Here is a 22,071-nt window from a genome sequence, read left to right on the forward strand (position 1 = left end):
TAAAAAAACCGGCGCGAAAGGCGCCGGTTGTGTCAGGATTGCAGCCTCAGATGGCTACAGGGGCTTTAATCCCCGGATGCGGGTCGTAACCCTCAATTTCGAAATCTTCGAAGCGATAGTCGAAAATGGAGTCCGGTTTACGTTTGATGACCAGCTTCGGCAGCGCACGCGGCTCACGGGTCAGCTGCAGGTGGGTCTGCTCCATATGGTTGCTGTACAGGTGGGTATCCCCACCGGTCCAGACAAAATCCCCCACTTCCAGGTCACACTGTTGGGCCATCATATGCACCAGCAGCGCATAGCTGGCGATGTTGAACGGCAGACCGAGGAACACGTCGCAGGAGCGCTGGTAGAGCTGGCAGGAGAGCTTGCCATCCGCCACGTAGAACTGGAAAAACGCGTGGCACGGGGCCAGCGCCATCTTGTCCAGTTCGCCCACGTTCCAGGCCGACACGATGATACGGCGCGAGTCTGGATCGTTTTTCAGCTGGTTCACCACGGTGGTGATCTGGTCAATATGGCGACCATCCGGCGTTGGCCAGGCGCGCCACTGCTTGCCGTAGACCGGGCCCAGATCGCCGTTTTCATCCGCCCATTCGTCCCAGATAGAGACGTTGTTCTCGCGCAGATAGGCGATATTGGTGTCGCCCTGCAGGAACCAGAGCAGTTCATGAATGATTGAGCGTAAATGGCAGCGCTTGGTCGTCACCAGCGGAAAGCCTTCCTGCAGGTTGAAGCGCATCTGGTGGCCAAAAATGGAGATCGTACCGGTGCCGGTGCGATCGTTCTTTGGCGTGCCCTCATCGAGCACTTTTTGCATCAGTTCAAGATACTGTTTCATGATTCCTCAGGAGACCTGTTGCTGTGGACGGCGGTACGCCCAGACCATCATCGCGATACCTGCGACAATCATCGGAATGGAGAGGATCTGCCCCATGCTGATGTACTGGACCCACGTTCCGGTAAACTGCGCATCTGGCTGACGGAAGAACTCAACGATGATGCGGAACGCGCCATAACCGATCAGGAACAGGCCCGATACGGAGCCCGTCGGACGCGGTTTACGGATGAACAGGTTCAGAATGATAAACAGCACCACGCCTTCCAGCGCCATTTCATACAGCTGGGACATATGGCGCGGCAGAACGCCGTAGGTGTCGAAAATCGACTGCCACTCCGGATGCGAAGGCAGCAGCGCGATATCTTCAGCACGCGACTGCGGGAACAGCATGGTAAAGGAGACGCTCGGATCGACGCGGCCCCACAGCTCACCGTTGATAAAGTTACCGAGACGACCAGCGCCCAGCCCAAACGGGATCAGAGGGGCAATAAAATCAGCCACCTGGAAGAAGCTGCGTTTGGTACGTTTGGCGAAGATGACCATTACCAGGATGACGCCGATCAGGCCACCGTGGAAGGACATGCCGCCATCCCAGACGCGGAACAGGTAGAGCGGATCGGCCAGGAAGAGCGGGAAGTTATAGAACAGCACATAGCCGATACGTCCACCGAGGAAAACGCCGAGGAAACCGGCATACAGCAGGTTTTCCACTTCGTCTTTGGTCCAGCCGCTGCCAGGACGTTTGGCACGACGGCCAGCCAGCCACATGGCAAAGACGAAACCGACCAGATACATCAGACCGTACCAGTGAAGCGCAACGGGTCCTACTGAGAAAATGACCGGATCAAACTCCGGAAAATGCAGATAGCCACTGTTCATCTGTCACCACAAGATGTTGTTATTCCGCTGAAAGTGGACAGCGGCAGAGATGCGCGCAGAGGTGTACCCTGCGCTCCAAAGTTGCGAATCATAGCACAAGCGAGCGTGGAGGTTGCGCCCGAGATGTAAAAGATGTGTATAGAGACTTCGCGCAGTTTGTATCCCTCCCCGAGGAGGAAGGGATACCCGGTGCTTAACGCCCGCCGCGGATCAGGCCGCCCATGCCGCGACGCTCCATAAAGGCCGCCACCTGATGGCGTACTTCCGTTGCCAGCTGTGCTTCAAGACTGCGTTTCGCCAGCAGCTGCGCCTCTTCGAAGTCGATATGGCGCAGGAGATACTTCACGCGGGCGACGGAGCGTCCGTTCATGGATAAGTGACGGAAGCCAAGGCCAATCAGGATCGCCACACACATTGAGTCACCGGCCATCTCGCCGCACAAACGCAGGTCAAGCCCCTGCTCTTGTGCCTCGCGGGCAATCATCGCCAGCACGCGCAGCATTGCCGGGTGCAGGCTATCGTAAATACTCGCCACCCGCGTGTTGTTGCGATCCACCGCCAGCATGTACTGGGTCAGGTCGTTGGTACCCACCGAGATGAAATCAACCCGGCTCGCCAGCTGCGGCAGCATAAAGACCATTGAGGGGACTTCGAGCATCACCCCAATACGCGGTTTCGGAATTTCGTAGCCGATCATCTCTTCGACTTCGCGCCCGGCGCGTTCGATCAGACGGCGGGCTTCATCGATCTCGTCAATGCTGGTGACCATCGGCAGCAAAATGCTGAGGTTACCGGTGGCGGCATTGGCGCGCAGCATGGCGCGCACCTGGATCAGGAAGATCTCCGGCTGATCGAGGGTAATGCGGATCCCGCGCCAGCCCAGGCAGGGGTTCTCTTCGCTGATCGGCATGTACGGCAGTTGCTTATCCGCGCCAACGTCCAGAGTGCGCAACGTCACCGGTTTGTCGTTGAACATCTGCAACATGCCCTGATACTGCGCGACCTGCTCCTCCTCAGAAGGGAAGCCGCTTTGCAGCATAAACGGGATTTCTGTGCGATAGAGACCAATGCCATCGATGCGGCTGCCGAGCTTCTCTTCGTGTTCCGGGCTTAACCCGGCATTGAGCATCACTTTGATTCGCTCACCGCTTTTCAGCGCCGCAGGCTGATTAACATCATCTTCGGCAAGACGGCTCAGCTCATTCTCTTCGCTGATAAGCTTTTGATATTCCTGCAACAGCACCGGTTCAGGATCGACCAGCAGTTCGCCGCGATAGCCGTCGACCACCAGCGTGCGTCGGTGCAGTGCCGAGGGCTGAATGTCCGCGCCCATCACCGTCGGGATCCCCAGCGCGCGCACCATAATGGCGGCATGGGAGTTGGCGGCACCATCGCGTACCACGATCCCGGCCAGCCGATCCTGCGGCAGTTCCGCGAGGGTGGTTGCAGATAGCTCATCCGCCACCAGCACAAAGCGCGGCGGCCAGGTGTTGGCCCCCTGGATGGTGTCATCGAGATGGAACAGCAGACGCTGGCCTAAGGTGCGCAGATCCCCGGCACGCTCTTTCAGATAGCCGTCGGTTAAGGCGGCAAACTGCTCGGCGAATTTTTCGATGATCTTTTTGACCGCCCACTCCGCGACCGAGCCGCTGTCGACCTCGTCAAACAGCTCCCGACGCAGCCGGGCATCGGACAGCAGGTGCGAATAAAGATCGAAGATCGCCGCCGTCTCTTTCTGCGCCCCGGCAGCAAAACGCTTGCTGTAGCGGCGAAACTCGTTGGCGGCCTCTTCCAGCGCGCCGGTTAGACGTTCGCGCTCAAGGGCGGTATCCAGCGTCGAGGCTTCGTAAACCTGCTCCATTAACGGCAGCGTGGCGTCCATCCACCCTTCTGCAATCGCGACGCCCGGCGAGGCCGGTAAAGCGCGAATGCGCGTCTGTCGGTACTGACCAAAGAGCGCTGCCAGCTGGGACTGGGAGAGGATGGCGGCCATTTGCGTGGCAAGCGTAACGAGGAACGACTCTTCGCTTTCATCGTACTGGCGCAGCTCACGCTGCTGTACTACCAGCACGCCAAGGAGCTGACGGCGCTGAATAATGGGTACGCCGAGGAATGCGCGGAAGCGCTCCTCTTTTACGGAGGGAATGTATTTAAAGCTGGGGTGTTTCTGCGCATCGGCAAGGTTGATGGGTTCCGCCAGTCGCCCGACCAGACCCACAACACCTTCATCAAATGCCAGCGCAACGGTACGACCACGCGGTTTTTTTAATCCGCGCGTGGCCATAAGGTAGTAACACCTGCGGTCGTGGTCGGCCAGATAGACCGAACACACCTCGGTTTCCATCGCAAGGCAGATATCCGTGACCAGAATATCCAGCGCCTCGTTGAGCCGTGGGGCACTGGCCACCTTCTCGACTATTTCGCGCAGGCGGGTGAGCATAATGTGCGTAGCTTAACCTCTTTTACGTCGCCAGGCAGGTGCGCTCTGCGGCTTAGGAGGGGTCTCCTGCAGCAACATCACAGCACTTGCGAACTCTTTCATCACCCTACGGTAAACGTCGCGCTTAAACGACACGACCTGACGAACGGGATACCAGTAGCTGACCCAGCGCCAGCCATCAAATTCGGGCGTGCTGCTGGTTTGCATATTGATATCCGCATCGCTGCTCACCAATTGCAGAAGAAACCATTTCTGTTTCTGGCCGATACATACCGGCTTTGTGTCCCAACGCACCAAACGCTTCGGTAACTTGTAACGCAACCAGTTGCGGGTCGAAGCCAGAATGCGAACATCCTTGCGGCTTAAGCCAACTTCTTCGAACAGCTCCCGATACATCGCTTGCTCTGCGGACTCTCCTGGATTGATCCCACCTTGGGGAAATTGCCAGGAGTGCTGACCATATCGCCGGGCCCACATAACCTGACCCTGGCGATTACAAATTACGATACCTACATTCGGGCGGTAGCCATCGTCATCAATCACCGGACTACCCCAAACTAAACCTTATATATAAATGATTGTTTCACACTCCAGTGAGGCGGTAAACCACTCTCTTTCTGGCCTGGAGCCTAATAACATTTGAATAACTCACAATTATCAGCTGAGTTATAAACAGATGACCGGTCTGAAGGGCAATTTTATTCACTTTTTCTGTGGATAGAGTTGTGAAGAAGTGTGGAATTACCGATGGACAACCCAGATCACTCTGAATATTACAGAGATGAGTGATTTTTACAAATCACTATAATTCATGGAGTTAAATTATAAATTACCTGAATTACACGGCATAGTGTGATGTACATCACCTTAAAGATCCTGGCACTGATGAAAGATCGAACAACGTCGGTTTTATCCACAGATTGTGCCAATAAGTTAGGCACATTTTGTCTGATTTTTCGATTTTCGTCCCACGTCAAGGCTGTAAATGGAAACAGTAGTGGGGGTTATTCCCAGTTATCCCATTTTTCTGTGGATAACTGGGTGTAAGATCCTGTTTATTGTCAGTGACCAGATTTGAACAACCGGGAGAGCTCCCTTAGCGAAACGGAATTACAGGTGATAAAAAGGCTGATAAATCATCCACCTGGCACCAGCAAAAAGAAAAAGATAAACTCAGACCGTGCGGTGGAAAACTGCTGTTCACTTTTTAACCAGAAGGCAACGATCATGCTTCCCCTTGTTCCACTGACGTCTCCCCCCGCAACGGAAGCGGCATTACTGCAACAAGCGCAACGCCTGGCGGGATACTCGCTGGGAGAACTCGCCGCCCTGGCCGGTCTGCCCATTCCACCCGATCTTAAGCGTGATAAGGGATGGACGGGCATTCTGCTGGAGCTGTGGCTGGGGGCCAGCGCGGGCAGCAAACCTGAACAGGACTTTGCCGCGCTGGGGGTGGAGCTGAAGACCATTCCGATCGACAGCCTGGGCCGTCCGCTGGAAACCACCTTTGTCTGCGTGGCGCCGTTAACCGGCAATACCGGGATCACCTGGGAGAGCAGCCACGTGCGGCATAAGCTAAAGCGTGTGCTGTGGATCCCGGTGGAGGGCGATCGGGCGATCCCGCTGGCGGCACGGCGCGTCGGTGCGCCGTTGATCTGGAGCCCGGATGAGGAGGAAGATCGTCAGCTGCGTCTGGACTGGGAGGAGTTGATGGACATGATCGTGCTGGGTCAGGTTGAGCGTATCACCGCCCGCCACGGTGAAGTGCTCCAGCTGCGGCCCAAAGCGGCAAACAGTAAAGCCCTCACCGAGGCCATCGGCGCGCACGGGGAACCGATCCTGACCCTGCCCCGCGGCTTTTATTTGAAAAAGAACTTCACGGGTGCGCTGCTAGCCCGTCACTTTCTGCTGAATACCTGATTTTTTAGCCAGAATTATGCCGTTTATCACATATTTGCCTGTTTTTTCAGATTTCACCGCTTTGTGAAAACCAATGCCCGGGTTATTACTACAATAAGATGTGATACGAGCCAGGTGGAGGTAATAAGAATGAAAAAATGGGCAGTGATAATCTCGGCTGTTGGTTTAGCGTTTGCCGTTTCAGGTTGTAGCAGCGATTACGTCATGGCGACGAAAGATGGTCGCATGATCCTGACCGACGGCAAACCCGAAGTCGACGATGATACCGGTCTGGTCAGCTACCGCGATCAGCAGGGTAATAATATGCAGATTAACCGCGACGACGTTTCGCAGATTATCGAAAGATAGTATTGAAGGTCAGCAGCTTGCTGGCCTTTTGATTTTTCTCTTCCCCTTTCGCTTCCCCTCTGCCATGTTTATTGTCCTTCGTCGGGAATTTCCTGACACGCTTAACATGTCAACTAAGGAAGCCGGCTATGCAATATCACCGTATCCCCCATAGCGCTCTTGAGATAAGCCAACTGGGGTTGGGCACGATGACATTTGGTGAACAAAATAGCGAAGCCGATGCCCATGCACAACTCGATTACGCCGTCAGCCAGGGCATTAACCTGATTGACGTTGCTGAAATGTACCCGGTTCCGCCACGCCCGGAAACACAGGGCTTAACCGAAACCTACGTCGGCAACTGGCTGGCAAAACGCGGCAACCGCGAAAAGCTGATTGTTGCCTCTAAGGTCAGCGGCCCGTCACGCAATAACGACAGCGGCATTCGCCCGAATCAGATCCTCGATCGTAAGAACATCCGCGCCGCGCTGGACGCCAGTCTGACGCGTCTGCAGACGGATTACCTCGACCTGTATCAGGTTCACTGGCCTCAGCGTCCGACCAACTGCTTCGGCAAGCTCGGGTATAGCTGGAGCGACAGCGCACCGGTCGTTACGCTGCTGGAAACGCTGGAAGCCTTAACCGAATGCCAGCGTGCGGGTAAAATCCGCTATATCGGCGTCTCTAACGAAACGGCTTTCGGCGTGATGCGCTATCTGCACCTGGCGGATAAGCACGACCTGCCGCGCATCGTCACCATCCAGAACCCCTACAGCCTGCTGAACCGCAGCTATGAAGTGGGTCTGGCGGAGGTGAGCCAGTATGAAGGCGTTGAGCTGCTGGCCTACTCCTGCCTGGCCTTTGGCACGCTGACCGGTAAGTATCTCAACGGTGCAAAACCGGCGGGGGCGCGTAATACGCTGTTCAGCCGCTTTACCCGTTACAGCGGCGAGCAGACGCAGAAAGCGGTAGCGGCCTATGTGGATATCGCCAGACGTCACGGGCTCGATCCGGCGCAGATGGCGCTGGCTTTTGTGCGCCGTCAGCCGTTTGTAGCCAGCACCCTGCTGGGCGCGACCACCATGGAGCAGCTGAAAACTAACGTTGAAAGCATCCATCTGGAGCTGAGCGAAGAGGTGTTAGCGGAGATTGAAGCGGTGCATCAGGTGTATACCTATCCGGCACCCTGACAAAAGCAAAAAGGCAACGTAAGTTGCCTTTTTAATATGTGCGCCCTCTTCTCGTGGGCTAAGGGATCCCCACCAAAAATATTCACACGGACTATCCCCTCTCCCTTGAGGGAGAGGGTTAGGGTGAGGGGGAGCATGCGACTCAGGAGGTGGTTCCGTTCACCTCAGGTTCCTTGCTTCTCTGCCAGGCCTGAACCGGTGAACGTGCCAGGGGGGCTCGCCGCCTCCCCCCGGCCTTCCGGAAATGCTTCGGCGATTTTCAGCCGGACCAGGGAGTCGCTGTAAGCCCTTTATTATCAGGTGATTATTTCATTGCTTTAAAGGCAATAAAATTACTGAGGATTCCTCTGCCTCGTGGAAGAGGGCATCAAATCGCTCCGGCGCCGCCTGATTGCCCGGCGGCGCTGCGCTTGCCGGGCCTACAAAGTCAAAGGCAAGGTTTGTAGGTCGGGTAAGGCGAAGCCGCCACCCGACACATCCGCCAGGTCAAAGGCAGGGTTTGTAGGTCAGGTAAGGCGTAGCCGCCACCCTATCACCGCCGACGCTGCCAGATCCACAGCGCCGCAATCGCCAGCGCAAACAGGCCACCAAAGCCGACCCCAATGCCCACCACCGGCACACCCACCTTCACCGCCAGCGAGTAAAGACCCAGCATCAGCAGCATGGCGGCGTTTTCGCCGAGGTTTTGCACCGCGATGGCGTTGCCTGCCCCGACGGTCTGCTTCCCGCGCTCCTGCAGCAGCGCATTCAGCGGCACCACGAAGAAACCACCGCAGATCCCCATCAGGAACAGCAGCGCATAGGCTGGCAACAGCGCATGCTGCAGCGCGAAGATCAGCACCACAACGCCGATCAGGATCCCGGCGGGCATGCAGCGCGCGACGGTTTGCAGCGTCACCAGCTTCGCCGCCGCCCCCGCACCCAGCACAATGCCTACTGCCACCATAGCGTTGAGATAGGTCGGCGTGGCGTTATCGGTAATGCCCAGCGCCGTCGGCACCCACAGCACCAGCAGGAAGCGCAGCGTGACCCCCGCGCCCCAGAACATGCTGGTGCCCAGCAGCGAGAAGCGGGTTTCGCCGTTCCGCCACAGCACGCGACAGGCATTAAAGAAGCTGGCGGTCATCGGCGTAAAACGCCAGGACTGCCCCGGACGCGCCGCCGGCAGTTTCGGGATAAACAGGTTGGCGATCACCGCCCCGGCATACATCACCGCGCAGATCCCCAGCGCCGCCAGCACGTGCCAGTCTGCCAGCACTCCACCCGCCATCGAGCCCAGCAGGATCGCCGCTATGGTCGAGGCCTCCATCAGCCCGTTGGCTTTGACCAGCTTATCGCCCGTCGTCAGTTCACCGAGGATACCGTACTTGGCGGGGGAGTAAGCTGCCGCCCCGATCCCCACCAGCGTATAGCCAATAAACGGATTCACGCCAAAGCAGATGCTGGCGGCACCCAGCAGCTTCAGGCTGTTGGCGAACATCATCACCCGCCCTTTGGCGAAGCTGTCCGCCACCTGACCGACAAAGGGGGCGAAAAGGATGTAAGCGCCCACAAACACCATCTGTAGGATCGGCTGGCTCCAGTCCGGGTAAAACTGGGATTTGAGCAGCGCCAGGGTGGCAAACAGCAGCGCGTTATCACCAAAGGCAGAGAAGAACTGGGCGGCAGTAACCGCCATCATCCCCTTCGACCAGATGGAGGTGTTAGTGGGTACTGACTCACTCATTATGCGACTCCGCCTGGTCAACCATGCCTTTGAGGGTGACAAAATCCGGTTTGCCGCTACCCAGCACCGGGAGTTGTTTCAGATAACGAATATCGCGTGGAACGGCCAGTTCCGGGATACCATGTTCACGCGCATGCTGAAGAAGCTGCTCGCGCTTCAGCTCGCTGTCAGTGGTGAAGAGCACCAGCGCCTCACCTTTGCTGGCATCGGCTTTCACCGCCGTGGCGTGCATTTTGTCTGCCGATACGGCCAGCGCCAGCTGTTCCACCATCTCCAGCGACACCATTTCTCCGGCAATTTTGGCAAAGCGTTTTGCGCGACCCTGGATCTGCACATAGCCCTGCTCGTCAAAGCGCACAATGTCCCCTGTGTCGTACCAGCCGGCCTCCACTTCACCGTTAACGTTTTCCGCCGTCGGCACTTCCAGCACGCCCGGATTTTCTACCCGCAGGTAGCCGTTCATCACGTTCGGTCCTTTCAGCTGCAGGCGTCCGCCCTCTTCGATACCCGGAACGGCGAGCAGACGCGCGTCCATCCCCGGTAAAATGCGCCCGACGGTGCCGGGTTTCGCCGCCATCGGCACGTTAATGGAGACTACCGGCGCGCACTCGGTCACGCCATAGCCTTCCAGAATGCGCAGGCCAAATTTGTCCTGCCACAGCTGGCGGGTGCTCTCCTGCAGTTTTTCCGCCCCGGCTACCACATAACGCACGCGGTGGAAATCATAGGGATTGGCAAAACGGGCGTAGTTGCCGAGGAAGGTCGAGGTGCCGAAAATCACCGTACAGTTACGGTCGTAGGTCAGCTCCGGCACGATGCGGTAGTGCAGCGGACTCGGGTAGAGGAATACTTCGGCCCCGGTCAGCAAGGGCGTGAACAGCCCCACCGTCAGGCCAAAGGAGTGGAACAGCGGCAGCGCCGACATAAAGCGATCCCGGGTGGTGAAGTCGGCGATGGTTTTGATCTGCTCGACGTTGGCCAGCAGGCTTTTATGGCTGTGAACCACCCCTTTCGGGCTCCCTTCCGAACCGGAGGTAAAGAGGATCACCGCGGCATCTTCCGGCTGCTGTTTAACCTGCGCCAGGTGCGGCATCAGCAGGTGAGCAAAAATCCACAGCTTGTCGCCAGCGGTAACTTCCGCTTTCAGATCTTCGAGGAAGACCCAGCGCACCTGGGTGAGCTGCTCCGGCAGATGCCAGAGTTTACCTTTATCGAGGAAGGTACGTGAGGTGAACACGGTGTTGATCTGCGCGGCGGTGATGGCGCTACCGAGCCCCTTCACGCCGGCGGTGTAGTTCAGCATTGCCGGGACACGCCCGCGAGAGACGGCACCAAAGATCACCGCGGCGCTGATCCCGGCGTTGGGCAGCATCAGGCCGATCTTTTCCCCCTGTTTGCTGTATTTTTCGAGAATACGGCCCACAAACAAGGTCTTGGTCAGCAGCTTGTGATAGTTATCAGGGGCGAAATTGATATCGTCGATACAGTTTTTCTTCGCGCCATAGCGGTACATCGCCGTCAGCAGCGACTCATACAGGGTCTCCCGCGGGCGCACCGCCATCCGGGCTTCCATCATGACCTGATGCAGCATCTCACCGGCGATTTTACGTCGATCCCGGGCACGGGGCGCGTCGGGCATTGGCAAGGAGGTCGGCGGCAGCAGATGCAGGGTGATGCGCGGGAACAGGCGCTGTTTCACCAGCCCTTTCAGGCGGCTGAAAAAGGTCAGTTCTGCCCCTTCAATGCGCACCGGCACCACAGTGGCACCGGATTTCGCTGCCACAAAGCCCGCGCCGTCATAGATTTTCATCAGCGAGCCGGTAATGGAGATACGCCCTTCCGGGAAGATCACCACCGGACGCCCCTGCTCAATCAGACGCACCAGGTGTTTGATCATCATCGGTTTGGTCGGGTCAAGCGGGACAAAATCAATCAGCTTCGTCAGCCAGCGCATGTACCACTGCTTGCTGACGGAGGTGTAGACCGCAAACACCGGACGCACGGGTAAAAACAGCGCCAGCAGAATACCGTCAATAAAGGAGACGTGGTTGGGGGTAATAAGAACGCGATCGGCGTGCAATGCCCGGGTGTCGCCCGTCAGACGGACGCGAAAAAGAATACGGAACAGCGTGCGGAAGAACCCAAATAGCATTTCAACTCCCTTTGCCTTTCAATTAGCCGGGTTACGGTAAATTGTGGCAGATTACACGAGAAGTGTAGCAGGAGCGACAGCCGGATAAAGACAAAAAAAAACCTGCGCATCTGCGCAGGCTGGTGCAAGAGATGAGTACGCAGTACGTACTAAGAATTCTCACCAATCAATACCTCTGGGATCTTGATTGTGGATCCAGGCCATCGACTTCACCAGCGCAAAAAAGCAAGGGAATGAGCCGAAGTGCAACCAGGTGTGAATTTCTTCGGCGGCTGTTACATGTTGAACAACAAGCAAAAAAAACCTGCGTAAGAACGCAGGCTGGTGTAAAGCGTGTCAGTTAACCGCGGGTCAACTTCACCTATCAATACCTCTGGGATCTCAAATGTAGCAACGGCGACTAAATCCCTGCCAGCAGACAATCGCAACAGCCTGAGGCAAAGTGTAACCAAAGATTCAAATTCACCCGCTTCTGTCACGCTTCGCTGTGTAACGATTACACAATTTCCGCAGCCACGTGTCACCTTTGTGAATTGCCTCACCGCCCTGCGCTTGAATACGCCTGACTTTTCCGCAACACTATTTAGTGTGTAAACGCTTACCCCAATGAGAAGGTAGAGAATGGCGACAATTAAGGATGTGGCCCGACTGGCGGGTGTTTCTGTCGCCACGGTTTCACGCGTCATCAATAATTCCCCCAAAGCCAGCGAAACCTCCCGCCAGGCGGTGCTGACCGCCATGGAGTCACTGAACTATCACCCGAACGCCAACGCCCGGGCGCTGGCTCAGCAGTCCACCGATACCGTCGGGCTGGTGGTGGGCGATGTGTCGGATCCCTTTTTCGGCGCGATGGTGAAAGCCGTCGAGCAGGTCGCCTACCACACCGGCAATTTTCTGCTGATCGGCAACGGTTACCACAATGAGCAGAAAGAGCGTCAGGCAATTGAGCAGCTGATCCGCCATCGCTGCGCGGCACTGGTGGTGCATGCCAAAAAGCTGTCGGATGAAGAGCTAGTTCATCTGATGAAGCAGATCCCCGGCATGGTAATTGTGAACCGTATTATTCCCGGCTATGAGCAGCGCTGTGTGTCGCTGGACGATCGCTACGGCGCCTGGCTTGCCACCCGCCACCTGATCCAGCAGGGACATACCCGCATCGGCTACCTCTGCTCCAATCACGCCATATCTGACGCCGAAGATCGGCTGCAGGGCTACTACGATGCACTGCGCGAGAACGACCTGCCCTGCAACGATCGTCTGGTCACTTACGGTGAACCCGATGAGCGCGGCGGTGAGCAGGCGATGACGGAGCTGCTTGGACGGGGGCGTAACTTTACGGCGATCGCCTGTTACAACGACTCGATGGCCGCCGGAGCAATGGGGGTGCTGAACGATAACGGCATTGACGTGCCGGGAGATATTTCGCTGATCGGCTTCGATGACATCCTGATCTCGCGCTATGTACGGCCGCGGCTGACCACGGTGCGCTACCCAATCGTCACCATGGCGACCCAGGCGGCGGAGCTGGCGCTGTCACTGGCGGATAAACGTCAGCCGCCGGAGATCACGCATGTCTTCAGCCCGACGCTGGTGCGTCGTCACTCGGTCACACCACCGGCAGAGTCCGCCAGCGAATAGCGGTAGAGATGCACGGTTTTGTCCGGGTACTCCAGACCGTCACCCATGTAGTGCCAGCCGTAGCGTTCATAGAAATCGCGGCAGGCGGACCAGAGATGCAGTTCGCGATAGCCGATCCCGGCTGCATATTTCTGCACGTGCTGCTGTAATTTCCCCGCCAGCCCCTGCCCGCGCGCGGCTTCATCCACGTACAGCGCCGCCAGCCACGGATAGAGATCCTGGCGGGTGATCAGGTCGCAGCGCCATAGCCCCACCGTGCCGAGTAGCTGTTCACCCTGAGTGGCAATAAAGGTCAGCGGCAGCGCGCCCGGCGTTTGACTGTAAGTCACTACGCTGGCAAAAAAGTCGCGCGGCAGCCCGTCGCCAAAGGCCTGCCATAGCCAGTCGATCACCTGCTCCGCATGCTGTGGGGCGGCGTACAGCGGTTGAATAATCACACCAGCTTCCCCTGGAAAATGGGCACCGACTCAAACAGATAGCCGTCAAAGTCCGGGGCATCTTCATCGGAGAGTTCCAGCAGGCTCTTTTTGACATTTTCCAGATGCTGGAACATCGCCTGCCAGGCCCCCATCACGTCGCGGCGACGCAGGGCGGCCAGAATAGTCTGCCTGTCGCCCAGCCACTTCAGGCGATACGCCCTGCTGGCGATATGAACGTTAAACTGCTGCCACAGTGGACTGCTGTCCATGTGGTGCCAGACGCTTTCGACGGTCGCCAGCAGCATCTGGTTCTGCGTGGCGCCCGCCAGCACCAGATGGAACATCTTGCTGTTGTCCTGGCTGTTGTCGTTGGCGGCGATCGCCCGCTGCTCCTGCTCAATGATGCGACGCAGGTTGTCGATGTCCGCCCGGGTCGCCATTTTGGCGGCAAAGGCGGCGATGTTGCTTTCGAGCAGCTGGCGCGCCTGCAAAATCTCAAACGGGCCAACGTCGCTTTTTAACAGACGCTCTTCCTCGTTCTCATGCTCTTCGGGAATGCGCATCACGTAGACGCCGGAGCCCTGACGGATATCCACGGTGCCCTGTAACTCCAGCATCAGCAGCGCTTCCCGCACGATGGTGCGGCTGACGCCGTAGGTTTCCGCAATATTGCGCTCCGGCGGCAGACGCGAGCCCACGGGATAATGCCCCTGGATGATCTGGGCGCGTAAATCCTCGCCAATCTCCTGGTACTGCTTCTTTTCCGCCGGGACGACAGCCTTATCCACGTTATCACCTGTACTCTGAGTTAATGCGGCCAGTTTGCGCACTATGTTACCAGAAGCGTCGCGATCTGCGCCTACTTCCATTCGTCATCGAGGGTCAGGGTCAGGACGCGCTCATCACGCAGTTGCCGGAACCAGCTGGCCGACTTTTTGGCGCGTCGGGCGCGGTTATCCGCCAGATCGATCTCAATCAGGCCGTAGCGGTTTTTAAAGGCGTTCATCGGCGAGACGTTGTCGGTGAAGGCCCACAGCATGTAGCCGTGGCAGTTCGCCCCCTCCTCCCGCGCCAGCAGGGTGTAATAAAGATGCTCGCTGATAAAGTTGATGCGGTAGTTGTCCTCGATGATGCCGTCGTGGTTACGGTACTGGGCCTCGTTTTCAACTCCCATCCCGCTTTCGGCCACGAACCAGTCGATGTTGCGGTAGTCGTTTTTGATCCGCATCGCCATGTCGTAAATGATGCGCGGGGCGATCTCCCACCCGCGGGAAGGGTTCATCCGCCGCCCCGGCAGTTCAAACGGCTCGTAGTAGTACGCCGGGTGGAACGGCGTCTCGGGGTGCCAGGCCCGGGACGGAGCCTTTACCCGGTGCGGGTAATAGAGGTTGATGCCCAGCTCGTCAACGGTGTTGTCGGCAATCAGCGCCAGCTCTTCGGGGCTGTACTCCCACTGCACCTGATGTTTCTCCAGCAGGGTGAACAGTTCCTGCGGGTAGTGCCCGTGCACCAGCGGATCGAGGAATACCCGGTTGTAGAACAGATCGTAGATCTCCGCCGCTTTTACGTCATGGGCCGCACGTGAGCGTGGATAGGTCACTTCCGGGTTGAGAATGCAGCCCACGCTGCCGCTGTAGCCCTTCTCGCGGAACAGCTTCACCACCTTCGCCGTCGCCAGCACCTTGTGGTGATTCCACTGCATCCAGGTGCTGGTGTTCTGTTCGTAGGGCCAGCGCAGCGCGTCGAGATAGACCCGGGTCTGCACCACAATCGGCTCGTTGAAGCTAAACCAGCGCTTCACCAGATGGTGATAGCGGGCAAAGACCTTTTCGGCATAGCGGACAAACAGCTCCACCACATGCTTCGACGCCCAGCCGCCGTAGGTCTCCAGCAAGGTGCCCGGCAGCTCGTAATGCTCGAGGCAGATCATCGGCTCAATGCCCTGGCGATGCATCTCGGCAAACAGGGCGTCGTAATATGCGGCGTACTCCTCATCGACGGTGGCGTTTTCATAGTCGGTGAGAAAACGCGACCAGTTGATGGAGGTGCGGTAGTGGGTCAGCCCGGCCTGCTTCATCAGCGCGACGTCTTCGCGGAAACGGTTAATGAAATCGGTAGCGACTGCCGGACCGTAGCCGTTATGCCACACCTGACGATCGTTTTTGTACCAGAGATCGATCCACGAATCCTGCCCCGCTTTCTTGCCGCTCCAGCCCTCGGTCTGCCAGGCGGAGGCCGCCGCCCCGAGGATAAAGTCCCCGGGGATTTTCATCTGTTTAATGGTCATGCGTTATTCGTTGCCTCCTGGTTAGCGGCCTGAATCGCGGCCTGCTCGGCACGGCGTGAAGCGATCTTCACAAACGGCAGGTAGATCAGCACCGCAGTAATAATGCAGACACCCTGCGTGACCACTGCGCCCATCGAACCGGCGGTAGAGAGCCAGGCGTTGATCAGCGGCGGCGTGGTCCAGGGCACCATCACCACGGCTTTACCGGCAAAGCCGGTGACGGTGGCGAAGTAGCCGATGGAGCCGGTCACTAATGGGGTGATGATGAACGGGATCGCCAGAATCGGGTTGAGCATGATTGGCATACCGAAGATCACCGGCTCGTTGATGTTAAAGATCCCCGGGCCGATGGAGAGCTTGGCGATCTCCTTCATCTCTTTACGTTTGGTGCCAATCATCACCGCGATCAGCAGGCCGATGGTCAGACCCGAGCCGCCGATGCTCATGTAGACGTCCCAGAACGGCATGGTGATGATGTTCGGGATCTCTTTGCCCTGCTCAAAGGCGCTCATGTTGACGGTGATCGCCCCCAGCAGCAGCGGCTCGCGGATCGGTTTGATCATCTGGTTACCGTGGATACCGATCACCCAGAACAGCTGGGCGACAAACATCAGCAGCAGGATCCCCGGCAGGCTTTGCACCACCCGCTCCAGCGGCTGTTGCACCACCTGGTAGACCGCATCGTAGAGGTACATGCCGGTCACCTGATGGAACACAAAGCCGAAGGTGGCGATGAGGGTGGTGGTAATGATCGCCGGGATCAGCGCCGAGAACGAGGCCGACACGTTCGGCGGCACGGTGTCAGGCATCCTGATCTTCAGCCCCGGCCGGCCTTCCAGCCAGCAGTAGATCTCTACCGACAGGATGGCGATGAACATGCCGAGGAACAGGCTGCGGGTATCGGAGAACTGGCGCAGGAGCACATCTTTTACCATGTGCATTTCGCCGTCGACCATCATCTCAACGGTAGTTGGCGTGACGCAGATAAAGCAGATCACCGCCAGCAGCCCCGGGAAGAGGGATTTAATGCCGTTGATACGCCCCAGTTCGATGCCGATCAGGAACACGGCCCCGATATTGAGGAAGTTCAGCGTGGCATAGTTCAGGGCGCTGGTGATCGGCTTCAGCGTGGCGAGAAACGAGAGCGACTGAAAGCTGGCTAAGCCGTTTTTCGGATCCAGCACCATATTGGAGATCAGCACCGAAAATGCGCCCACGATGATGACCGGCATTAAGGTGATGAAGGCGGACTTTATCGCCATGATATAGCGATAACTGTTGAACTTTGTGGCGAAACTGCCCAGAGAGTTGATCAGTTTTTCCTGTAATGCCATGGGGTAATACCTCAGTAAAAGGGCCTTTATTGGGATAAGGTGTACAGCCGGCTTCTATTGGCATACCAAAAATAGCTTCCAGTCACGAATTGTTCTGTGATTAAGCTCTCAACGCGGCAAGAGGTATCCCAGAGTGTGATTTATAATCACTTTGGTATGCCACTTTTGCCTGACCCCACACCCGTTGCCAGAAAGCGTGATCCTGATGAGGGTTTTGCCCCTCCCGCCCGGCTTATGCCGCTGAACGTCTGTGATAAACTTGCGTGCATAACGTGGAAGCAGGAAGAGCAAATGGCAACAATGCTGGATGTCTCACTGCGCGCGGGCGTGTCGAAAGCCACGGTGTCGCGCGTACTGAACGGCACAGGTCAGGTCAAAGAGAGTACCCGTCAGCAGGTCTTTAACGCGATGGAAGAGCTGGGCTACCGCCCCAATTTTCTGGCGCGATCGCTGGCGAACCGGACCAGCAACAGCATTGGTCTGGTGGTTTCGACCTTTGACGGTTTTTACTTTGGGCGCCTGCTGCAGCAGGCCTCACGTCAGACCGAAACGCACGGCAAGCAGCTGATTGTCACCGACGGTCACGATACCCCGGAGCGGGAAGAGGAAGCGGTGCAGATGCTGGCCGATCGCCAGTGCGATGCTATCGTGCTCTACACCCGCTACATGAGCGAAAAAGCGATCATGAAGCTCATCAACAGCGTCAAGATGCCGCTGGTGGTGATTAACCGCGACGTCAGCCAGGCCCGGGAGCGCTGCGTGTTCTTCGAACAGCAGGCAGCCGCCTTCAGCGCCGTGGAGTACCTGATAAGCCAGGGGCACCGGGAGATTGCCTGCATGACGGTACCGATCCACACCCCCACCGGCAAGGCGCGTCTGACCGGCTATCGCAAGGCGCTGGAAAAGCACGGCATTCCCTGGGATGAGAGCCGGGTGAAGTATGGCGATTCGGGAATGACCCGCGGATATGAGCTGTGCCAGGAGTTACTGAACGACAAGGTGCCCTTCAGCGCCCTGTTTGCCTGTAATGACGATATGGCGCTGGGGGCCTCGAAGGCACTGCACCAGGCCGGGCTGCATATTCCGCAGGATGTGTCGTTATTTGGTTTTGATGACGCGCCCTGCGCCAGGTGGCTGGAGCCCGCGTTATCTACCGTCTATCTGCCGATCGATAACATGATCACCACCGCCATCGATCAGGCGATCCGGCTGGCGAAAAGCGAGCCGATCGAAGCGATCCCGCCCTTTACCGGCACGCTGGTGTTACGTGACTCGGTAGCGACGGGACCCTGGTTCGATCAGAACAGTTCGAGGGCGAGCAGTTCCTGAATGGTCTGACGACGGCGGATCAGCCGCGCCTCACCTTTATCAAACAGCACTTCCGGCAGCAGCGGACGGCTGTTGTAGTTTGAGGACATGGACGCGCCGTAGGCACCGGTATCGTGCAGCACCAGGTAATCCCCGGGCACAACCTGCGGCAGCGCGCGGGTTTCCACTTTCCCGCCCTCCTGCTGGGTGAAGACATCCCCGGATTCGCACAGCGGGCCTGCCACTACCGTCTCTACCACTGGCGCCTGGGTTAAATCCCGGCCGTCGGCCGCGAGGGCCGTAATGTGGTGATAGCTGCCGTACATGGATGGACGCATCAGATCGTTAAAGCCCGCGTCGATCAGCACGAAGTGACGGCTGCCCATCGCCTTCACGCTGCGCACCTGGGACACCAGCACGCCGGATTCCGCCACCAGGAAACGCCCCGGCTCGATCTCCAGCTTCACCGCATGCCCCAGATGAGCGGCAATTTTGTCGCGCGCGCCGTTCCACAGGCCATAGTAGTGATCGGTATCGATCGCCTCTTCCCCTTCGCGATAGGGAATAGATAAGCCACCGCCTGCGGAGATCGCCTCCAGATCCTGACCGAATTCGATCACCTGACGCACCATCGCGCCGCACACCTGCTCAAGGTGACCGTAGTCCACGCCGGAGCCAATGTGCATATGGATCCCCACCAGCTTCAGGTTATAGCGCTGCAGTACGGTCAGTGCCGCAGGCAGATCGCTGTACCAGATGCCGTGTTTGCTGTTTTCGCCGCCGGTGTTGGTCTTCTGGCTGTGGCCGTGACCAAAGCCCGGGTTGACGCGCAGCCAGACGCGATGGCCCGGCGACACCTGTCCCAGCTGCTCCAGCATATCCACCGAACCGGCGTTGACCGGGATCTGCAGCTCATGCACACGGGCCAGGGTGGCGCTGTCGATCAGGTCGGCGGTAAAGACGATGGCGTCGCGGTCGATCTTTGGATCGTAGCCCGCCGCCAGCGCGCGCTCGATTTCACCCAGCGATACGGAGTCAACCTTGACGCCCTGCTCGCGCATCAGACGCAGAATATGGATGTTGGAGCAGGCTTTCTGGGCAAAACGCACCACGTCGAACTGATGCAGGGCGGCAATTTTGTCGCGGATAATCTGCGCGTCATAAACCCAGACCGGGCAGCCAAACTCCGCAGGCAGGCGCAGCAAATTGTCGGCGTTCAGATCGGTATCGGTGTTGTTCAGCGGGCGTGGCATGGTGCTCTCCGGGAAGTCGATTTTTTATGATTACGCCACAGCGCGAAGAGAATAAAAAATATCGTTTTATCGCCAGTCTATGCAAAAATGATATGGATTACGCGCAACCAGGTCGCCTCCCATGCCCGCTGTAAATTTACGCCATATTGAAATTTTCCACGCGGTGATGACCGCCGGAAACCTGACCGAAGCCGCGCGCCTGCTGCACACCTCCCAGCCGACGGTGAGCCGCGAGCTGGCTCGCTTCGAGAAGGTGATCGGCCTGACGCTGTTCGAGCGTACCCGCGGGCGGTTGCACCCCACGGTGCAGGGGCTGCGGCTGTTCGAGGAGGTGCAGCGCTCCTGGTACGGGCTGGACCGCATCGTCAGCGCCGCCGACAGCCTGCGCGAGTTTCGCCAGGGCGAGCTGTCCATCGTCTGCCTGCCGGTCTTCTCCCAGTCGTTTTTGCCCGCCCTGCTGCAGCCGTTTCTCGCCCGCTACCCGGACGTGAACCTGACCATCGTCCCGCAGGAGTCGCCGTTGCTGGAGGAGTGGCTCTCGGCCCAGCGCCACGATCTTGGGCTGACCGAAACCCTCGCCACCCCGGCGGGTACCGCCCGCCATGAGCTGCTCTCATTAGATGAGGTGTGCGTCCTGCCTGCCGGACATCGGCTTGCTGAAAAAGCGGTACTGACCCCGGCGGATTTTCAGGGCGAGAACTACATCAGCCTGTCGCGCACCGACAGTTACCGGCAGCTGCTGGACACGCTCTTTGCCGAGCATCTGGTGAAACGACGGATGGTGGTGGAGACCCACAGCGCCGCCTCGATCTGCGCCATGGTGCGGGCGGGGGTGGGGATTTCGGTGGTGAACCCGCTGACGGCGCTGGACTATGCCGACAGCGGGATTGCGATCCGCCGCTTCAGTATTCCGGTGCCCTTTACGGTGAGCCTGATCAGGCCGCTGCACCGCCCGGCCTCGGCGCTGGTGGATACCTTTAGCGCCCATCTGCAGCAGGGGCTGGATACCATTATTGATCCGCTGGAGCGGCTGTTAACCTCGCACGCTACGAAAGCATAAACGCCACCGCATCGGCGGCGTGGATCGCGGCGGTATCAAACACCGGGATCGGGCTTTCATCCGCCGGGATCAGCAGGCCAATCTCGGTGCAGCCGAAGATCACCCCCTGCGCCCCTCGATCGGCGAGCGTCTGGATCACGCTCAGATAATACTGGCGTGAGTCCTCGCTAAAGGTGCCGAGGCAAAGCTCTTCAAAGATGATCTGATTGATGCGGGCCCGATCTGCCTCGTCCGGGATCAGGCTTTCGATGCCATACTGCGCCGTCAGCCGCCCGCGGTAGAAATCCTGCTCCATGGTGTAGCGGGTGCCGAGCAGCGCCACGCGGTTCATGCCCGCCGCGGTGATGGCCCGCCCGGTAGCATCGGCGATATGCAGGAACGGCAGAGAGCAGCGCGCTTCAATCTGCGCGGCGACTTTGTGCATGGTGTTGGTGCACAGCAGAATGGCCTCCGCCCCTGCCCCCTGCAATCCCAGCGCTGCCTCAGCGAGGATCTCTCCGGCCTTCTCCCAGTCGCCGCTGGACTGGCAGGCTTCTATCTCATGAAAATCGACGCTGTGCAGCAGCAGGCTGGCCGAGTGCAATCCTCCCAGGCGCTGTTTCACCCCCTCGTTAATCAGACGATAATACGGAATGGTGGATTCCCAGCTCATTCCTCCCAACAGGCCAATCGTTTTCATCGTGCTCTCCTTTCCGGTTTCACCCAGTGAAGCAAACTTGTGATCGAGTTTCCAGTTCTCTGGTTCCACATTTCCTTTTACCCGGCACTGGGATAAATTAAATGAAACGATGTTTCACTATATAACAGGACATGAGCATGTTTATTTTCCACAAAGAAACTCAACTTGAAGATCTGGGTAACGGCGTCTCCCGCCGTATTCTGGCGCACGACGGCAAAATGATGGCGGTAGAGGTCAATTTCGAACAGGGTGCCGTAGGCCCGATGCACAACCACCCGCACGAGCAGCTGACCTATGTGTTATCCGGTGAATTCGAATTCACCATCGGTGAAGAGAAGCATGTCGTTACCGCCGGGGATACGCTGTATAAGCAACCGCACATTATGCACGGCTGCGTTTGCCTGAAGCCGGGCACCCTGCTGGATACCTTTACCCCGGTTCGTGAAGATTTCCTGAAATAATGAACAGGGCGATGCAACCGCATCGCCCTTTTTTCTGCTTAAGTGCATTTCGCTTTATCTCAGCAAAGTAATCATTCAACAAGTTAACTATATCCTCGCTACCTTAATTCCCATGTTACATTTTTGCTACAAATATTAGTAGTTTGTCTCTGCCGAC

The 22,071-nt window shown here is 57.8% G+C and carries 19 protein-coding genes; 7 read left to right on the forward strand and 12 right to left on the reverse strand.

The window, feature by feature from the left end:
* Positions 1 to 46 precede the first annotated feature (46 nt).
* The 4 genes from thyA to rppH all read right to left on the reverse strand — a co-directional run bounded on the left by thyA (position 47) and on the right by rppH (position 4,703).
* The gene (thyA, locus tag ES815_RS05475) at positions 47 to 841 is read right to left on the reverse strand and encodes a thymidylate synthase (RefSeq protein ID WP_142486965.1); all 795 of its coding nucleotides are present in this window, start codon (positions 839 to 841) and stop codon (positions 47 to 49) included.
* A gap of 6 nt (positions 842 to 847) precedes the next feature.
* Positions 848 to 1,720, reverse strand: coding sequence for a prolipoprotein diacylglyceryl transferase (gene lgt, locus ES815_RS05480; RefSeq protein ID WP_142486966.1), 873 nt, complete (start codon positions 1,718 to 1,720; stop codon positions 848 to 850).
* Between the two features lie 193 nt (positions 1,721 to 1,913).
* On the reverse strand, positions 1,914 to 4,160 hold the full coding sequence (gene ptsP, locus ES815_RS05485; protein WP_142486967.1) for a phosphoenolpyruvate--protein phosphotransferase: 2,247 nt from the start codon (positions 4,158 to 4,160) through the stop codon (positions 1,914 to 1,916).
* Positions 4,161 to 4,172: 12 nt separating this feature from the next.
* A complete protein-coding gene (rppH, locus tag ES815_RS05490; RefSeq protein ID WP_142486968.1) occupies positions 4,173 to 4,703 on the reverse strand; it encodes an RNA pyrophosphohydrolase in 531 nt (176 codons plus the stop codon).
* Between the two features lie 684 nt (positions 4,704 to 5,387).
* Here rppH and mutH point away from each other — a divergent pair.
* The 3 genes from mutH (at position 5,388) to ES815_RS05505 (ending at position 7,597) form a co-directional block, all read left to right on the forward strand.
* Positions 5,388 to 6,080, forward strand: coding sequence for a DNA mismatch repair endonuclease MutH (mutH, locus tag ES815_RS05495; protein WP_142486969.1), 693 nt, complete (start codon positions 5,388 to 5,390; stop codon positions 6,078 to 6,080).
* Between the two features lie 129 nt (positions 6,081 to 6,209).
* Complete coding sequence (gene ygdR / locus ES815_RS05500) at positions 6,210 to 6,428, forward strand: lipoprotein YgdR (protein WP_032613767.1); 219 nt, start codon at positions 6,210 to 6,212, stop codon at positions 6,426 to 6,428.
* A 128-nt stretch (positions 6,429 to 6,556) separates the two neighbouring features.
* Positions 6,557 to 7,597, forward strand: a complete 1,041-nt coding sequence (locus ES815_RS05505; RefSeq protein WP_142486970.1) for an NADP(H)-dependent aldo-keto reductase — start codon at positions 6,557 to 6,559, stop codon at positions 7,595 to 7,597.
* Between the two features lie 532 nt (positions 7,598 to 8,129).
* Here the strand turns inward: ES815_RS05505 and lplT are convergent.
* Together lplT and aas are read right to left on the reverse strand one after the other, a co-directional pair.
* Positions 8,130 to 9,323 carry a lysophospholipid transporter LplT gene (lplT, locus tag ES815_RS05510; RefSeq protein ID WP_142486971.1) on the reverse strand — a complete coding sequence of 398 codons (1,194 nt, stop codon included), beginning with the start codon at positions 9,321 to 9,323 and terminating at the stop codon, positions 8,130 to 8,132.
* A complete protein-coding gene (aas, locus tag ES815_RS05515; protein WP_142486972.1) occupies positions 9,316 to 11,475 on the reverse strand; it encodes a bifunctional acyl-ACP--phospholipid O-acyltransferase/long-chain-fatty-acid--ACP ligase in 2,160 nt (719 codons plus the stop codon). Before aas ends, lplT begins: the two co-directional genes overlap by 8 nt.
* A gap of 621 nt (positions 11,476 to 12,096) precedes the next feature.
* Between aas and galR the strand changes: the two genes are divergently transcribed.
* On the forward strand, positions 12,097 to 13,113 hold the full coding sequence (galR, locus tag ES815_RS05520; protein WP_142486973.1) for an HTH-type transcriptional regulator GalR: 1,017 nt from the start codon (positions 12,097 to 12,099) through the stop codon (positions 13,111 to 13,113).
* On the opposite strand, the gene ES815_RS05525 is transcribed toward galR, so the two are convergent.
* The 4 genes from ES815_RS05525 to ES815_RS05540 form a co-directional block, all read right to left on the reverse strand.
* Entirely contained in the window at positions 13,074 to 13,550 is a 477-nt protein-coding gene (locus ES815_RS05525; protein WP_142486974.1) for a GNAT family N-acetyltransferase, read from the reverse strand. The genes galR and ES815_RS05525 overlap by 40 nt on opposite strands.
* Positions 13,547 to 14,320 (reverse strand): GntR family transcriptional regulator, encoded by a 774-nt coding sequence (locus ES815_RS05530; protein WP_142486975.1) that lies wholly within the window; start codon positions 14,318 to 14,320, stop codon positions 13,547 to 13,549. Before ES815_RS05530 ends, ES815_RS05525 begins: the two co-directional genes overlap by 4 nt.
* A 71-nt stretch (positions 14,321 to 14,391) precedes the next feature.
* Positions 14,392 to 15,819, reverse strand: coding sequence for a glycoside hydrolase family 1 protein (locus tag ES815_RS05535; protein ID WP_142486976.1), 1,428 nt, complete (start codon positions 15,817 to 15,819; stop codon positions 14,392 to 14,394).
* Positions 15,816 to 17,153, reverse strand: coding sequence for a PTS sugar transporter subunit IIC (locus tag ES815_RS05540; RefSeq protein WP_142486977.1), 1,338 nt, complete (start codon positions 17,151 to 17,153; stop codon positions 15,816 to 15,818). Before ES815_RS05540 ends, ES815_RS05535 begins: the two co-directional genes overlap by 4 nt.
* Before the next feature lie 291 nt (positions 17,154 to 17,444).
* Here ES815_RS05540 and ES815_RS05545 point away from each other — a divergent pair, with 291 nt between their 5' ends.
* Positions 17,445 to 18,482 (forward strand): LacI family DNA-binding transcriptional regulator, encoded by a 1,038-nt coding sequence (locus ES815_RS05545; RefSeq protein ID WP_142486978.1) that lies wholly within the window; start codon positions 17,445 to 17,447, stop codon positions 18,480 to 18,482.
* Here the strand turns inward: ES815_RS05545 and lysA are convergent.
* Complete coding sequence (gene lysA, locus ES815_RS05550; RefSeq protein ID WP_142486979.1) at positions 18,452 to 19,714, reverse strand: diaminopimelate decarboxylase; 1,263 nt, start codon at positions 19,712 to 19,714, stop codon at positions 18,452 to 18,454. The two genes, ES815_RS05545 and lysA, sit on opposite strands and share 31 nt — an antisense overlap.
* A gap of 121 nt (positions 19,715 to 19,835) precedes the next feature.
* Between lysA and ES815_RS05555 the strand changes: the two genes are divergently transcribed.
* Positions 19,836 to 20,774 (forward strand): LysR family transcriptional regulator, encoded by a 939-nt coding sequence (locus tag ES815_RS05555; RefSeq protein WP_142486980.1) that lies wholly within the window; start codon positions 19,836 to 19,838, stop codon positions 20,772 to 20,774.
* Here the strand turns inward: ES815_RS05555 and ES815_RS05560 are convergent.
* Positions 20,761 to 21,453 carry an aspartate/glutamate racemase gene (locus ES815_RS05560; protein ID WP_142486981.1) on the reverse strand — a complete coding sequence of 231 codons (693 nt, stop codon included), beginning with the start codon at positions 21,451 to 21,453 and terminating at the stop codon, positions 20,761 to 20,763. The genes ES815_RS05555 and ES815_RS05560 overlap by 14 nt on opposite strands.
* 137 nt (positions 21,454 to 21,590) lie before the next feature.
* Between ES815_RS05560 and ES815_RS05565 the strand changes: the two genes are divergently transcribed.
* On the forward strand, positions 21,591 to 21,914 hold the full coding sequence (locus tag ES815_RS05565; protein WP_142486982.1) for a cupin domain-containing protein: 324 nt from the start codon (positions 21,591 to 21,593) through the stop codon (positions 21,912 to 21,914).
* The last annotated feature ends 157 nt before the right edge of the window (positions 21,915 to 22,071 follow it).

The sequence above is a fragment of the Leclercia adecarboxylata genome, from assembly GCF_006874705.1.
Classification (GTDB): domain Bacteria; phylum Pseudomonadota; class Gammaproteobacteria; order Enterobacterales; family Enterobacteriaceae; genus Enterobacter; species Enterobacter adecarboxylatus_C.

What these genes read in the sequence shown, in the direction of transcription:
- thyA (WP_142486965.1), bottom strand. Translation starts at nt 841, where the DNA reads ATGAAACAGTATCTTGAACTGATGCAAAAAGTGCTCGATGAGGGCACG.
- lgt (WP_142486966.1), bottom strand. Translation starts at nt 1,720, where the DNA reads ATGAACAGTGGCTATCTGCATTTTCCGGAGTTTGATCCGGTCATTTTC.
- ptsP (WP_142486967.1), bottom strand. Translation starts at nt 4,160, where the DNA reads ATGCTCACCCGCCTGCGCGAAATAGTCGAGAAGGTGGCCAGTGCCCCA.
- mutH (WP_142486969.1), top strand. Translation starts at nt 5,388, where the DNA reads ATGCTTCCCCTTGTTCCACTGACGTCTCCCCCCGCAACGGAAGCGGCA.
- ygdR (WP_032613767.1), top strand. Translation starts at nt 6,210, where the DNA reads ATGAAAAAATGGGCAGTGATAATCTCGGCTGTTGGTTTAGCGTTTGCC.
- ES815_RS05505 (WP_142486970.1), top strand. Translation starts at nt 6,557, where the DNA reads ATGCAATATCACCGTATCCCCCATAGCGCTCTTGAGATAAGCCAACTG.
- lplT (WP_142486971.1), bottom strand. Translation starts at nt 9,323, where the DNA reads ATGAGTGAGTCAGTACCCACTAACACCTCCATCTGGTCGAAGGGGATG.
- aas (WP_142486972.1), bottom strand. Translation starts at nt 11,475, where the DNA reads ATGCTATTTGGGTTCTTCCGCACGCTGTTCCGTATTCTTTTTCGCGTC.
- galR (WP_142486973.1), top strand. Translation starts at nt 12,097, where the DNA reads ATGGCGACAATTAAGGATGTGGCCCGACTGGCGGGTGTTTCTGTCGCC.
- ES815_RS05535 (WP_142486976.1), bottom strand. Translation starts at nt 15,819, where the DNA reads ATGACCATTAAACAGATGAAAATCCCCGGGGACTTTATCCTCGGGGCG.
- ES815_RS05540 (WP_142486977.1), bottom strand. Translation starts at nt 17,153, where the DNA reads ATGGCATTACAGGAAAAACTGATCAACTCTCTGGGCAGTTTCGCCACA.
- ES815_RS05545 (WP_142486978.1), top strand. Translation starts at nt 17,445, where the DNA reads ATGGCAACAATGCTGGATGTCTCACTGCGCGCGGGCGTGTCGAAAGCC.
- lysA (WP_142486979.1), bottom strand. Translation starts at nt 19,714, where the DNA reads ATGCCACGCCCGCTGAACAACACCGATACCGATCTGAACGCCGACAAT.
- ES815_RS05555 (WP_142486980.1), top strand. Translation starts at nt 19,836, where the DNA reads ATGCCCGCTGTAAATTTACGCCATATTGAAATTTTCCACGCGGTGATG.
- ES815_RS05560 (WP_142486981.1), bottom strand. Translation starts at nt 21,453, where the DNA reads ATGAAAACGATTGGCCTGTTGGGAGGAATGAGCTGGGAATCCACCATT.
- ES815_RS05565 (WP_142486982.1), top strand. Translation starts at nt 21,591, where the DNA reads ATGTTTATTTTCCACAAAGAAACTCAACTTGAAGATCTGGGTAACGGC.